Origin of the sequence: Novosphingobium sp. SG751A (genome assembly GCF_013149295.1) — a bacterium.
Lineage (GTDB): Bacteria > Pseudomonadota > Alphaproteobacteria > Sphingomonadales > Sphingomonadaceae > Novosphingobium.
Map to the genome: position 1 here is coordinate 319,047 of NZ_JABGCB010000006.1, position 14,728 is coordinate 333,774.

Consider the following 14,728-nt stretch of genomic DNA (forward strand, 5'->3'; position numbering starts at 1 on the left):
CATGGAAAAGACACTGCGCCTCCTTATTGACGGGCAATTGGTGGACGGGGCGGGCACAATGCCGGTCATCAACCCGGCTACCGGGGCGGCTTTTATGCGGGCCGCCCGCGCCGATACGGCGCAATTGGATGCCGCCGTAGCCGCAGGCCGGCGCGCCTTTCCCGCCTGGGCGCGGCATTCCTATGCCGAGCGCCGCGCGTATCTTGAGCGCTTTGCCGATGGCGTGGAGGCGCGTTTCGAGGAATTTGCCCGCCTGCTTACCATGGAACAGGGCAAGCCTCTGGATCAGGCGCGTTTTGAAGTGGGCGGGACGGTGGCCGGGCTGCGCTATTTTGCGGCGCAGGACATTGCGCCTCATGTCATTCGCGATACGCCCGAAGAGCGCATCACCGAACACCGCAGTCCATTGGGTGTGGTGGCGGCGATCACACCTTGGAATTTTCCGCTGATCCTGCTGGTGGTCAAACTGGGGCCTGCTCTCATCACCGGCAATGTGGTGATCGCCAAGCCTGCGCCCTCCACCCCGCTGACCACTTTGCTGCTGGGCGAGGTGGCGGCCGATATTCTGCCCGCCGGTGTGTTTCAAACGCTGGCCGATGCTAATGATCTGGGTGGGCCGCTTTCTGCCCATGCGGGTGTAGCCCATGTCAGTTTCACCGGCTCCACCGCCACGGGCAAGAAGGTGTTGTCGAGCACCATCGACACGCTCAAGCGCTTCACGCTGGAATTGGGCGGTAATGATGCAGCGCTGGTGCTGGACGATGCCGATGTGGCCAAGATCGCGCCGATGATTTTCAACGCGGCCATGGTCAATGCGGGGCAGGTGTGTCTGGCGGCAAAGCGGGTCTATGCCCCGCGCGTGCTTTATGACGATTTGTGCAAGGCTTTGGGCGATCTGGCGCGCAGGGCCGTCGTGGGCGATGGCATGGAGCAGGGTAGCCAGATCGGCCCCATCCAAAACGCCGCGCAATATGCCAAGCTGGTCGATTATCTGGCGCAGGCGCGTGAGGAGGGAACTGTCGTGGCTGGCGGCGAACCGCTTGAGCGAGGCGGCTATTTCATCGCGCCAACCATCGTGCGTGATCTGCCCCATGATGCCCGGCTGGTGCAGGAGGAGCAGTTTGGGCCGGTGCTGCCGTTGCTGCCCTATGATGATCTCGATGCCGCAATCGCGGCAATCAACGCCAGTGAATACGGCCTTGGCGGCACCATCTGGACAGGCGATCCTGATCGCGGCGAACAGGTGGCGGCGCTGATCAACAGCGGTACGGTATGGATCAACCGCCATCTCGATTTGCCCTTTGATGTGCCGTTTGGCGGGGCCAAACAATCCGGCATTGGGCGGCAGCAGGGGCTGGAAGGCTTGCTGGAATTTACGCAGGCCAAGATTATCAACATGGCCAAAGCATAATCCGACCACAGGAGAGAATTCCGATGAGCAAGCCCTATGTTCGGCCTGATGTGGCGGCCTTTCTTGCCGCGATGGAGCAAAGTGGCGCGACGCCGGTCAATGAATTGCCGGTGGCCGCCGCGCGCATGGCGATCCGCAGCATGGGGCAGGCGATGGACCTGCCGCCAATACCGCTGGCGGTGGTGCGCGATCTGGCATGTGGCGAGATTCCCCTGCGGCTTTATGACAGCCTGAACGTGCGGCAGGCAGGACCGCTGATCCTGTTCTTTCATGGCGGCGGTTTTGTCTTCGGCGATCTGGATTCGCATGATTCCTTTTGCCGCTTTCTGGCGCAGCGCAGCGGTTTGCCAGTATTGGCGGTGGATTATCGTCTGGCGCCCGAACATCCCTTTCCCGCCTTTGTTGAAGATGCCGAGGCCGTGGCCAGATGGGTGGCCATGCAACCTGAAGCTTTGGGATTGGCTCTGAGCGGCCTTATCACCTGCGGAGACAGCGCGGGCGGACATCTGGCGATCCTCGTGGGGCAACGCCTTAGCGCCCGGCCTGCCGATCTGCCGGTTTTGGCGCAATGGGCCATTTACCCGTTTTTGGGAGCGGGCAGTGATTGGCCTTCTATGCGCGAATTTGGCGAAGGCTATATGCTAAGCCAAAGCGCGATGGATTGGTTCGATGGCCTTTGCGGCAAACCCGAAGGTGATCCGAGCTATAATTTGCTGCTCGGCCCGATCCCGCAAGTGCCGCTGGTCATCCAGATAGCGAGCCTTGACCCCTTGCGCGATGCGGCCTGCCATTATGCCGATATGGCGCGCAATGCCGGGGCCAAGGTGATTGAGATCGGGGCTGAGGGCATGATCCACGGCTATGTCAATATGCGCCTGGTCTTGGATTCAGCGCAGCAGGATATTGAGAATTTCCTCGCAGCCGGGCTGGCCTGCTTGGCGACGTCAGCAAGTGACGGTGGTTTTGGATTACTTAGGGCGTGTTATCGCGAAGCGTAAATCCGTCGGATCGGGCTTTTGCTTGCCCCTTATCGGATGGCTTCGGCATCCGGCTGTTGCATGAAAAAACGCCGTTCAGTGCCTTCGGGGTCGCGCGCCACCCGGCATTGTGCATCGATGATCATCGTTTCGCGCCGCTTCAGCGTATAGGCGGGCCATTGCGGTTGCCCCTTGGCTGCCGGGCGTCCGGTGTGGGCAAAATGCGCCCACATGTGGCTCATGTTTTGCGCGGTTTTCAGGCGGGCCGGGTCGCGCGGGCCGAATTCGGGCGCCGTGTCGAATTTCATCGGAATGTCGGAGGCATGGGGCGATCCCTGCGGATAGGCGGTGCCTTCGACCGGTGTGGGGTCGCGGTAGTCGAGGATATAGGCATAGGCCGGAGCGCCGTGCTGGCGCGCCTTGGCCTCGGCGATATGGATGGCATGGGCGCGCCATGGCGCAGCAGTGGCGATGGCCATAAAGAGCTGTGATGGGCTGGCATGGGGGCGGGATGCGCGAAAGGTGGCGATCCATTCGCCCGCACGCGGTCCGGCCATGGCGGTCACTCGGGCGATAAGACCCGCTTCATTCAGCCGGAAGGTTGCCGGATCGAGCCGGTTGAAAAACACGGCCTCATCCTTGCACCCGCCGATGATCAGCGGCTTATGCGCGGAAATTGCCGGGGCGGACCGCGCGAAGGGTTCCTCGGGCAGGATGGCGCCGTCGATGAAGGGCCAGAACATCAAGGATGGCGGGCCCGAGGGCTGGCCGGGCAATTTCGTGCCGGGTTGCGCCGATGCGTCGCCGCCCGCCTGCGCCTTGATCAACGCCTCGGCGGGCAGGGATAGCAAGGTTTTGGCATCGCTGATCCCTAGCCGTTTCATCACCTCGCGCGTTACGGCGCTGGCCGCATCGGGGTCCATATGGCCGGGGCCGATCGAGCTTTCGATCGAGGCCTTGTGGAAATAGGCCGCCGCCGAAGGCATGGCATAGAGGCAGGCAGTCTTGCCCCCGCCGCCGCTTTCGCCAAAGATCGTGACATTGCCCGGATCACCGCCAAACGCGGCAATGTTGCGCCCGACCCAGCGCAGCACCATCACCAGATCCATCAACCCCTGATTGCCGGGATAGTCCTCGCCCAGCAACCGGCCAAGGTAGAGATAGCCCATGATGCCGAGGCGGTGATTGGATTGCACCACCACCACGTCATTCTCTGCCGCCAGCCTTGCGGCATCCTGCCATGGGGCCGCGCCCGAGCCGACGACAAAGCCGCCCCCGTGCTGATAGACCATGACGGGGCGGGGTTTGCCATCAAGCGCCGGGGTCCAGACGTTGAGGAACAGGCAATCCTCGGCCGGGGCGGGGCGGCCCGGCCCTATCGGTTGCCCGGCGGGCTGGAGCGAGGGCGCGCCAAAGGCTGAGGCATCGCGGATGCCGCTCCATGTCGGCGGCGGCACGGGCGAGCGGAAACGGCGGTCCGGGCCGGACACCGAACCGGCATAGGGGATGCCGCGAAACACTTTCACGCCTCGGTCATGGATACCCAGCAGGCGGCCATCGTCGGTTTCGACCATCGGCCGGTCGAGCGCAGCCCCGCGCAACAGACTCGGCGCGGCCCCCCGCAACAGGCCCGGCGCGCCGATCAAAGTCAGACCGCCGGTTTGAAGAAAGCTGCGCCGGTTGAACGCATCGAAAGCCGCCATCACGAGATCCCCGCAAGAACAGCCATGGAGCGTGGGGATTATGCGTCCCTTGCGCCGGTGGCCGGATGGCGGTGCTTCTTGCGATAATCGGACGTGGCAAACAGGGTCCTAAATCAACTGCGCGCGACGCTTTCGCACAAAGTCACGGTATGGCGTGCCGCCATGGCGTCGCCTTCGCACACCGCGAGGGCCAGTTGGCACGTATAGTCGAGCAGCATATCGGGCAGCGGTTCGAGGATGCGTTCGAGCGCCAGGGCATCGGATTGCAATTGAAAATAGAAGATGCAGCGCGCCAGCATATGCAACACCCTGTTGCCCGCCACATCGCCCAGCATCCGCCATATCAGCACTTGCCCGGAATGGTCGGCTGTGTCGAAATCGCGGGCCTGCAATTCGTCCAGCGTGGCCCGCAGGAGTGCGGCCTGTTGGTCTGTGCGATGGACTGCGGCATAGGTCGCGGTGCCCAGATTGATCGACCAGATGATGTCGCGCGATGTTTCTCGGTTCAGGTTTTGCAGCACGAAATGCGGATAAAGCGCGCGCACCACCGCGCCGGGCGAAGGCTGGCGCAGGGCGATGCCGCCGCCGCGACCGGGGACCATTTCGATCATTTCCAGTTCTTCCAGAATGCGGATCGCCTGCAAAATGATAGGCCGCCCGCTGGAATGGGTTTCCTCCAGTTCGACCAGCGTGCCCAGCCTGGCCCGCCCGCCCGGAGCGACGGGGCGGGCCTGAAGGTCGGCCACGATCCGGCGCGCGATGACCAGCGCGCGCGTGTCGCCCGCTGCGGGCAGATGGTTGTCGGCGCGGTCAAAGGTCTGCGCCAGCGCCCCAAGGATGCCGCCCACGAAATCGAGCGAGGCGGCCGGGCGCCACGCCATTTCGGGCATCAGTATATCCTGCGCGCTCCGCACCTCGTCCCGCCCGGCGCCGATGGCGGACAGATAGATGGCCATCAGCTCGGCCGATTCCTCGATTGCGGGAACCCGCAGCGCCAGCCCGCCATGCACACCCCGCCGCACCGAGCCGAGAAAGCGTGATTCGAGAATCCGCAGCGCCTGCCGCACCGCCTTGGGCGAGGCTTGGTAGTCCTGCGCCAGATCGCGTTCGGGGCCGAACACCGGCCGGCCGTCGCGGTGATGGGCCAGCAGCGCGGTTTCAAATTCCGCAACCAGTTGGATGGCGGCTTTGCGCGGGCCGTGGGATGGGATTTGCGACGCAATTTCGAGCGATTTTGTCAGCATGGAATGGTTCCGGGGCGGGGTTGCTTGTTCTGGATGCCGTCCTTCGCGCGATTTTGGACCCTCTTTTCCCTTCGGCGCAAGTCCTAATGCATGGATTAACAGGTGACGGACCGCTGTGTGCGGCGGATTGTTTTCAGCCTGTGATGAAAAAGTATCACAATAATGATATAGGGTGGAGAGGTTGATTTATTCTCAAGATATTGGGAATAAACTTCTGTGGGTTTCATAAAAACCTTCATCCTCCATTCAATAAATTCAGGAGGATTGTAAATGAGGAAATGGTTTCTGCTTTCAGCCACGGCGATGGCCTTCAACCTTGCGCCCGCAGGCGCGGCTTTCGCCCAGACTGTCCCCGCCCCGCAGGAGGCCAAGGAGATCATTGTGACCGGCGTTTTCGCGGCCAAGGCGGCAGAAAAAGCGCCCATTTCGATTAACGTCGTCACATCCAAGGATCTGGCCCAGCAGGTGGCGGTTTCCTCGGCCGATCTGCTCAAGAATGTGCCCGGTGTGTTTGTTAACTCGGCGCTGGGCGAAATCCGCAATGTGGTGTTCTCGCGCGGGATTTCGGCCAATTCGCTCGATGGCGCGGGCGGTTATTATTACGTTTCGCTTCAGGAAGACGGTCTGCCGGTCGATCTGCTGACGGCCAGCAATTACGGGCCTGACTACTACCTGCGCTCCGACATCAATCTGGGGCGGCTGGAGGGCCTGCGCGGGGGCACGGCGGTGATTACCGGCCCGAATGCGCCGGGCGGGATTTTCAACTATATCTCGAAAAACGGCAAAACCGATCCGGGCGTGGCGGTCGATCTGAAATTCGGCCTTCAGGGCGATGGCAAGCTGCCGCAATATCGGGCCGATGCCTATATCGGGGGGCAGCTGCGCGACAATCTCTATTATTCCATCGGCGGCTTTCTGCGTCTGGACAATGGCACGCATGATGCCGGCTATGCGCTGAACAAGGGCGGTCAGGTGAAGGCCAATCTGCTCTATGAATATGAGGGCGGCTCGCTGCAACTGACCGGCAAATATCTGAACGATGCCAATACGTGGAACGAGTTTACGCCCGCCTTTGGCGGCACCCGCATCGCACCGGGCTTTTCCAACGTGACCTCGAACCTGCAACCGGTGTCGGGCAGCCATTGTTACCCCGTGGTAGGCGGGGGCAGCGGTTGCTGGAACCCGTCCAACCTGGTGCAGAATGAATCGATCGCACTGGGCCTCAACTGGCGACAGGATCTGGGCGGTACGTTCAAGCTGGATAACAAGCTGCGCTATACCTATAACCGATCGAACTGGGGCGCGGGCGCGGTGCTGTCGGTGGTTTCGCTGCAAGACCCCATCGTCAATATCCTGATGGGCACGGCCTTCCTCCAGCCCGGCACGCTCAACTATTACAACGCGAACAGCGGCACTCTGGCCGCTTCGATGCAGGCGGGCGGTTCGGCCAGCGTCTTTGCGCCGGGCTATTTCAACGTCACGGCCAACAATCTGCCCAATCAGGGCATCATTGCGAACAGCAATCTGCCCGGCAACATCGGCGCCTATGTCGGCTTCGGCAATGCGCAGAAATCATGGTCGAACCAGATTTCGGATCAGCTGACGCTGACGGGAGACGTGGGCAATCATCACCTTGCTCTGGGCGGCTTTATCGGTCTGGCCAAGCTCTCGACCGATTATTCGGGCGCGCCGGGCATCGGCCTGATGACCATGACGCCCCAGCCCCAGATGCTGACCGTGACCTATACGCCCAATGGTTCCTCCACGCCCTATCTCGTCACCAGCCCGGCGGGCTTTGGCGGTATGGGCCAGCCTGCGCTGACCAGCTATAACGGCACGCAGAAACAATATTCGCTCTTCTTCGGCGACAGCTGGAAGGTGACCGACAAGGTGACGCTGGAGGCAGGAGGTCGCTGGGAGGCGATTGATTACGACATTCGCAACCAGTCGTGGAATTCCAGCCCCTTTGCCCTGTTTCCTATGGGTTTCGGCTCGCCTGTGGGCGGGGTCGATGGCAATCCCTATACGCTCTATGACAATGGCGTTTCCAGCGCGGGCGCGGTCTATCGGACACAGCGGAATTACAATTACTTCAACTATTCGCTGGCCATCGATTATGATGTGAACAACAATCTGACCACCTATATCCGCTATTCCAACGGCAAGAAGGCGCCCGATTTCGGCGGTATCCAGAGCATCAACACACCGGGGCAAATCGCCACCGCCTTCCCCGCTCCCCAGCGGATTCAACAGGTCGAACTGGGCATCAAATATGCGCGCGGGGGCCTCAACCTGCAATTCTTTCCCTTCTACAGCCTGCTGCAGAACGTGAATGTGCCCGCCGTGTTCAACTACACCTCCGGCCCCCAGACCGGCCAGCAATATGTCGAACCGGCGTTTCAGGGCCAGATCAAGACCTTTGGCATCGAAATCGCCGCTGCGGCTCGTGTCACGTCCAGCCTGAACCTACATGGCAACCTGACCTTGCAGGACCCCAAGGCCAGCAATTTCTACAACTGGGCGCAGGGGCCCAAAGGCGATGGCACGGATGATGTGAAAACGCTGATCCCGCGCGGGGATGCGGATAACAATCCCAAGATCATTCTGCGCGGCGGGTTCGATTATGCACCCATCGCCGATGTCAAAATCTTCGGCACCGTGTCCTATCTTGGCAAGCGGGCGGCCAATGCGGCCAATGCCTTCTATCTGCCCGCGTTCACCACAGTCGACATGGGCGCATCATGGAACATCACCAAGCATATCAAGGCCCAGTTCAATGTGAGCAACCTGTTCAATCAGGTCGGTATCATGTCCTGGTCGGCCACCGGCTTCCTTGCCAGCCTCAACCGGCAGGGGCTGACGGCGGCGCAATATAACCCGAATGCCATCTATCCCGTCGTGCCCAGTCAGGCCCGCTCCTTCGTTTGGACGGTGTCGGCCCGGTTCTGATGCGCGGATAGACCACGTTCCTCTCCTGATCCTCCGCGGCCTCGTGCAGGCTGCGGAGGATGATTTTTAACGGAGTCCGGTTGATGCCCAAGCCCTTGCTTTTCTTTTCCCTGCTCGCCGGTTGCGCGCTGGCCGCTCCGCTGGCGGCGCAGACCACGCTGGTTGAGGGGTTTCAAAACCCGCCCGCCTCGGCCCGCCCGCGCGTGTGGTGGCATTGGCTGAACGGCAATATCACGCGTGAGGGGATCGACAAGGATCTCGACTGGATGGCCCGGATGGGGATAGGCGGGGTACAGAATTTCGATGCCGGGCTGGCCACACCGCAGATCGTGCCCAAGCGGCTGGTCTATATGCAGCCCGACTGGAAAGAGGCCTTTCGTCATGCGGTGATGAGCGCCGAGGAAAAAGGGCTGGAATTCACCATCGCTTCCTCGCCGGGATGGAGCGAGACGGGCGGTCCATGGGTGCCGCCCGAAGACGGGATGAAAAAACTGGTCTGGGCGCAAACCGATGTGCAGGGCGGGCAAAGGTTCAACGGCAGGCTGGCCGATCTGCCCCATGTCACCGGGCCATTTCAAAACCTGCCGAATTCGGAACCTTTTGCCTCCGGCGCGGATGGCAAATTGCCCGAGGCATCGGGGCAGGTGGCCGTTCTGGCGGTGCCGGTTCGCGCGGCGGCCTTGCCTATGCCGCGCGTGATGGGGGGCGATGCGGCGGCGCTGCTGGACGATGATCTGCAAACGGCGCTCGATCTGCCTTTGGCTGCCGATGGCAGCGCTGTGCAGGAAATGGCTTATGACCACCCCGTCTCGGTACAATCGCTTCGGGTCTTTGTTCACGATGCCCAACCTCCCTTTGCCCCGCCGCGCTATCGTGCCCATCTGGAGGCGCAGGTCGACGGAGCATGGCGTAAGGTGGGCGATGTGGGCCTCTCGGCGGTGGCCAGCACGATGGCATTCAGCCCGATCACCGCATCACGCTTCCGCTTCGTGATCTCGACCAACTCGGTCCCCTCCGCCGACAATTTTCTGGGCAGCGTGGCGGGTGCCGACATCACTCCGCTGTTCCCTTCCTCCGGCCCCGTGACAAAGGTCCGCATCGGCGAATTACGCTTTCTGTCCGGCCCTGTCGTGCATCAGGCCGAAGCCAAGGCGGGCTTTGCCACCGTTGCCGATTATGCCGCAATCGATACGCCCGTAGCGGGGCAGGGCGTGCCCGCCGCCGACATTGTGGACCTGACCGGGCAGGTCAAACCTGACGGCACGCTGGATTGGACCCCGCCTGCGGGCGTGGCGTGGCGGATCCTGCGCTTCGGCTGGTCGCTGACCGGCAAGTCGAACCACCCCGCTACCGCCGAGGCTACCGGGCTTGAGGTGGACAAATATGATGCGGCGGCGGTCGAGCGTTATATGCGCCGCTATCTGGCCCTCTACCGTGATGCGGTTGGGCCGGAATGGATGGGCGAAAAAGGCATACGCGCGATCCTGACCGACAGTATCGAGGTGGGCGCCTCAAATTGGACACCGCGCCTGATGGAGGAATTCCGCCGGAGGCGCGGCTATGATCCGCTGCCCTTCCTGCCTGCGCTGACCGGGATAGCGGTGGGGTCGGCCGCGCAATCGGACCGGTTCCTGCATGATTTTCGACAGACTTTGGCCGATCTGATGGCGGACGCGCATTATGGCACCGTGGCTCGCGTCGCGCATGAAAATGGCCTCAAGGTGTATGGCGAGGCGCTGGAGGCGGGGCGCCCGGTGCTGGGCGATGATATGGCAATGCGGGCCCATGCCGATGTGCCGATGGCTGCGCTCTGGGCGTGGGCGGGGGGCAAGGGAGCGCGCAGCGGTTATCTTGGTGATATGCGCGGCGCGGCCTCGGTGGCGCATTTCTATGGGCAAAATCTGGTGGCGGCGGAATCGATGACCTCGGCCTATTCGCCATGGGCCTTTGCGCCCGCTGATCTCAAACCTGTGGTCGATCTGGAATTTGTCGCGGGCGTCAACCGGCCCATCATACACACCAGCGTCCACCAGCCCGAAGATACGAAACTGCCGGGCCTTTCGCTGGGCATTTTCGGGCAATATTTCAACCGTCACGAAAGCTGGGCCGAGATGGCGCGGCCATGGGTCGATTGTATCGCGCGCAGTTCCTATCTGCTGCAACAGGGCCGGTTCGGGGCGGATATCGCGGTGTTCAACGGTGAGGATACGCCCGTGACCACCGCCTTTTCCGCCGCAATTCCCAAGGGCCTGCCGCGCCATTACGGCTATGATTTCCTCAATGCCGAAATGCTGGGCCTTCTCAAGGTTGAAGGGGGGCGTGAGGCGGTCAGCCCCGGCGGCGCGCGTTATCGCGCCATCATGCTGGGCGGCACCAGTCGGTTCATGACGCTGGGGACGCTTCGTCGTCTCAAAGCTCTGGCCGAGGCGGGCGTGCCGATCATTGGCGACAAGCCGCAGCGCTCGCCCGGCATGGCCGACGATCCGGCGCAGTTCGAGCGTGAGGCCGATGCGCTGTGGCGCAATCCGCGCATCATCGCGAGTGGGGATGTCGAAGAGGCGATGGGCAAGCTTGGCCTTTCCCCGGATTGGCAGAGCTTGACCCCGGCGGGGGCGGATTTGCAATTCGTCCACCGCGTCCTGCCCGAAGGCGACCTCTATTATGTCAGCAATCCGGGTAGCCAGGCCGTTAAAACCGAGGTCGCCCTGCGCGCCTCCGGCCCCGCGCAGCAAATCTGGAACCCGCGCGATGGCTCGGCCATTCCGGTCCCTGCGCGCAAAACTGGCGCGGCGACCATCATCCCGCTCGATCTTGCCCCGCATGATTCCCGGTTTGTCGTCTTCCACAACTCCCCGCCGCCCAAGGTTGTACAGGGTGCGGAAAAGCCCGTCTTCTCCTTCACCACGCCATGGCGGGTCAGTTTCACCGGCCTCGCTGCGCCCGCGCCCGTGGTGATGCCGCGCCTGAGTGCCCTCAATACCAGCGCGGGCAAGGCACAGCGCTATTTTTCCGGCACGATAACCTATGGCAACAGCTTCACCTTGCCGCAGGTGCTGATCAACGGACGTCTGGCCGGGACGGTGTGGTTTGGCGGCGATCGGGTGAATATTGGCGCGCTGGTGCGCCGTGGGCGCAATGAACTGACGGTCCGGGTGGCCAATTTGTGGGTTAACCGCCTGATTGGTGACGCCCAGCCCGATGCCCGACCGGTCACTTGGACGGCGGTGAAAACCTATCGCGCGGATGCGCCCTTGCGGCCATCCGGGCTGATTGGGCCGGTGCGTCTGATTTCGCGTGACACACGCTGATTTTTGCTATGATTAAGTATCTTTGGAGTCTCCATCCATGAAACGCCTTACCTCGCTGCTGCTTTCTGCTCTTGTTGCGACCCCCGCGCTGGCCGCCAGCCAGGGGGCCGATGTGGCCCGGATCGAGCCCGGCACCTATGCTGCCGACCCGACCCATACCGCCGTTGCCGCGCGGGTCGATCATCTTGGCTTTTCCAAGACCACCCTGCGCTTTGCCAAGGCAAGCGGGGAATTGACCTTCGATCCGGCAAAGCCCGAGGCCGCCACGCTGGACGTTTCGGTGGACGCCATTTCGTTAAGCACCGATACGGAAGCGCGCGACAAGGAATTGCGCGGCGCGGGGTTCTTCAATGCCGCGGCCTTTCCCACCGCGCATTATGTTGCCGACGGACTTGTCCGGGTGGATGCCACCCATGCGCGGGTCAATGGTCGGCTCACCTTGCTGGGCGTGACGCGCGACGTGCCGATGGAGGTGACGCTGATCGGGGTGGGCACGGGTCTTGCCAATGACAAGCGGATCGGGGTGACCGGCCATATGCAGATCAAGCGGTCGGAATTCGGCATGAAAACCTTCCTGCCCTTTGTTGGCGACGATGTGAGCATCGACATTGACGCCGAATTTTCAAAGAAGAAGTAAAAGATGAACAGCGCCCCTCTCCGTTATCGCCCGATGGCCATCGTCCTGCATTGGATGATTGCTGCCTTGCTGATGTTTCAACTGGGGCTGGGATGGCATATGACCGACATGCCGCGATCGGCGGTGATGTTCGCGGCGTTTCAGTTCCACAAGAGCATCGGCATGGCCATCCTGCTGCTCTCGTTGCTGAGGGTGGCGGTGCGGGTTGCCTCGCCCCGACCCGCTCCGGTCGAGGGACCGCGATGGCAGACCTTGCTCGCTTCGGGTGTGCATGGGCTGCTTTATCTCTTCATGATCGGCGGGCCTTTGACGGGATGGGCGCTGGTTTCGACCGCGCCGGTGGCGATGGCGACCTTGCTGTTTCACACGGTGCCCCTGCCGCATCTGCCGCTGGGCCATGGCTGGCATGATGGAATTGAGGCGGGGCATTCGCTGCTGGCATGGCTGGGCGCGGGGCTGATTGTTCTGCACATCGGCGGGGCGCTGAAGCATCAGTTGGCGGCGCGGCGTGAGGAATGGGTGGTGCCGCGCATGATGCCCGCCCATGTCCGCTCTGTGTGGGGCGCGTTGGTGCTGGCGCTGGGCGGGCTGGGGGTCAGTTTTGCGCTGCCCTGGGGGATCTATCGGACCGTGCCTGTGTCGGCCGCTCCCGTCACGCCCGCGCCCGCTGCGCCTGTGGCTGTTGCTTCTGAAGCGCCTGCTGTCGAGGAAACTCCGGTTGCCGTCGCATCGGCGGAGCCGGACAAGCCCCTGACCCATGACTGGGCCATCGAGCCGGGCGGGCGTCTGGGTTTTTCCGCCACGGTCAATGGCGGGCCGGTGGAGGGCCGTTTTGGCAAATGGACGGGCAAGGTCACCTATGATCCTGACCATCCGGAGGCAGCCAAACTGACCGTGACGGTTCAACTGGCCAGCGCATCGAGCGGCGACCAGACGCGCGATGGCATGTTGCAGGGGCCTGAATTCTTCGGCTCTTCGCCGATGGGGCGGGCGGTGTTTGTGGCCAATGGGTTCAAGCCCGCGGGGGGCAGCAAATTTGCTGCCGAGGGTCGTTTGTCGATCAATGGCGTGATGGTGCCGGTCACGCTGAACTTCGACCTGCGGATTGCCGACAATGGGGCCACCGTCAAAGGCAGCGCCCGGCTCGACCGCACCGCGCTCCATGTCGGCACCGGGCAATGGAGCGGGACGGATCAGATCGGTTCGGAAGTTGGCCTTTCCTTCAACCTGAAGGCGCATCGCAAATAGACGAGAGGAAGGTTACGCTTTGGGCGCGATGTTACTGTCGGCGGGCGATGTACCTTTGGCGGAGATACGGTTCTATCGGGTGAAATAGAACCGGCGGGTGAAATAGGGCTGGCGGGGCCGGCCCTATTGGCGGCTTTATTGGCGCGCCACGGGCATCAATGTGGCGCTGTCCCAATGTTCATCCGCCTTGCCGTCGACAAAGCGCCACATGTCGAACCAACTGGTCGTATAGGTTTTGCCCGGTGCGCGTGGATCGGGCAGGGTGACGACCGTTACGACCACAACCTTGTCGCCCTGCGCCAGGACGCTGACCACGGGAGCGGAAAGCCGCGCCGGGATGGGTTTGGGTTTCATGCCGATCGAGGCAAAGAAGCGGACCACCGTGTCCCGCCCGGATGCGACATTGGGGTTATGCTGAATATAGCGCTGGCTGAGATAGGCCGGGGCCTGCTCCCAATGCCCCGCCTCCAGCAGGTCCTTCATGATATGATAGGCGGTCTGCAAATTGCGGTTAAGCGATGGGTTGGGATGGTGGAACAGGGCTTCTGCATTGGGCGCGGGAGTGACAGCTTCCTGCGCGGCTGCGGGGTGGGCGGCAAGCAGGGCGCCGCTGAGAACGGACAAAAGGCGGTTTCTTGAGAACATGGGCAGTTTCCTTCGAGGTCATCATAAACTGTTCGCCGTGATCGCGACAGAGGGGGGAGGGACCATCGAATGCTTATCGAAACAAGGGATCAGAATTGGGCAATGTTCTTCTTTGAGCGACACAGCCTCGCGCTCCAAGAGCATTTTTACATACTTTTCCGGCCAGAAGCACGGCAGGTGGATGTAGAGCCGATCGAAGGTCTTCTCGCGGCCAACGATAGCCACGCTGCCCTCGAAGCCACCCTGACGCGGGGCGATGGCACATTGCGCCCCGGCATGACCCCGCGCTGACGATGAGGATGTCGCGATGCTTGGTCATGAAGGTCGAAATAAAGTAATAGGAATGGTCATAGCCCGGCTGCATGCGGATCGGCGCTGGTTGCCGGGCGGCCTCGCAGGCTGCGACGAGCAAGTTGGTCTTGAGCTGTCCATCGAGGAAATTGTCGGTCTCGCCCTGATCGACGAGCAGGTCGGGCAGGTCGCATGGTAGATACTCCCTTGTTGAAAACCTTTCAAAATACGACGACGGAGCGGATCGACTTGCCTTCGTGCATGAGGTCGAAGGCGGTGTTGATGTCTTCAAGGCCCATGACATGGGTGATCATG

The 14,728-nt window shown here is 62.1% G+C and carries 10 protein-coding genes and 1 pseudogene; 7 read left to right on the forward strand and 4 right to left on the reverse strand.

The features are described 5' to 3' along the window. The first annotated feature begins 1 nt into the window (after nt 1). Together FHW96_RS10615 and FHW96_RS10620 are read left to right on the forward strand one after the other, a co-directional pair. Nucleotides 2-1,411, forward strand: coding sequence for an aldehyde dehydrogenase family protein (locus FHW96_RS10615; RefSeq protein WP_172340530.1), 1,410 nt, complete (start codon nt 2-4; stop codon nt 1,409-1,411). A 179-nt stretch (nt 1,412-1,590) separates the two neighbouring features. Beyond that, nucleotides 1,591-2,409 carry an alpha/beta hydrolase gene (locus tag FHW96_RS10620; RefSeq protein ID WP_371815689.1) on the forward strand — a complete coding sequence of 273 codons (819 nt, stop codon included), beginning with the start codon at nt 1,591-1,593 and terminating at the stop codon, nt 2,407-2,409. 29 nt (nt 2,410-2,438) lie between these two features. On the opposite strand, the gene FHW96_RS10625 is transcribed toward FHW96_RS10620, so the two are convergent. Next, entirely contained in the window at nt 2,439-4,091 is a 1,653-nt protein-coding gene (locus FHW96_RS10625; protein ID WP_172340532.1) for a carboxylesterase/lipase family protein, read from the reverse strand. A 113-nt stretch (nt 4,092-4,204) separates the two neighbouring features. Further along, a complete protein-coding gene (locus FHW96_RS10630; protein ID WP_172340533.1) occupies nt 4,205-5,335 on the reverse strand; it encodes a hypothetical protein in 1,131 nt (376 codons plus the stop codon). Nucleotides 5,336-5,605: 270 nt separating this feature from the next. Here FHW96_RS10630 and FHW96_RS10635 point away from each other — a divergent pair, with 270 nt between their 5' ends. The 4 genes from FHW96_RS10635 (at nt 5,606) to FHW96_RS10650 (ending at nt 13,477) form a co-directional block, all read left to right on the forward strand. Continuing rightward, nucleotides 5,606-8,284 (forward strand): TonB-dependent receptor domain-containing protein, encoded by a 2,679-nt coding sequence (locus FHW96_RS10635; protein ID WP_172340534.1) that lies wholly within the window; start codon nt 5,606-5,608, stop codon nt 8,282-8,284. Nucleotides 8,285-8,367: 83 nt separating this feature from the next. Next, nucleotides 8,368-11,592 carry a glycosyl hydrolase gene (locus FHW96_RS10640; protein ID WP_172340535.1) on the forward strand — a complete coding sequence of 1,075 codons (3,225 nt, stop codon included), beginning with the start codon at nt 8,368-8,370 and terminating at the stop codon, nt 11,590-11,592. Between the two features lie 37 nt (nt 11,593-11,629). Continuing rightward, nucleotides 11,630-12,229, forward strand: coding sequence for a YceI family protein (locus FHW96_RS10645; RefSeq protein WP_172340536.1), 600 nt, complete (start codon nt 11,630-11,632; stop codon nt 12,227-12,229). Nucleotides 12,230-12,232: 3 nt separating this feature from the next. Next, nucleotides 12,233-13,477, forward strand: a complete 1,245-nt coding sequence (locus tag FHW96_RS10650) for a YceI family protein (RefSeq protein WP_172340537.1) — start codon at nt 12,233-12,235, stop codon at nt 13,475-13,477. A 135-nt stretch (nt 13,478-13,612) separates the two neighbouring features. Here FHW96_RS10650 and FHW96_RS10655 read toward each other — a convergent pair whose 3' ends face one another. After that, nucleotides 13,613-14,122, reverse strand: a complete 510-nt coding sequence (locus FHW96_RS10655; RefSeq protein ID WP_172340538.1) for a nuclear transport factor 2 family protein — start codon at nt 14,120-14,122, stop codon at nt 13,613-13,615. Between the two features lie 69 nt (nt 14,123-14,191). Here FHW96_RS10655 and FHW96_RS26720 point away from each other — a divergent pair, with 69 nt between their 5' ends. After that, nucleotides 14,192-14,413, forward strand: a complete 222-nt coding sequence (locus tag FHW96_RS26720) for a hypothetical protein (protein WP_172340539.1) — start codon at nt 14,192-14,194, stop codon at nt 14,411-14,413. A 16-nt stretch (nt 14,414-14,429) separates the two neighbouring features. Here FHW96_RS26720 and FHW96_RS26200 read toward each other — a convergent pair. After that, nucleotides 14,430-14,600: pseudogene (locus tag FHW96_RS26200) on the reverse strand (S-formylglutathione hydrolase); the annotation flags it as partial. Between the last annotated feature and the right edge of the window lie 128 nt (nt 14,601-14,728).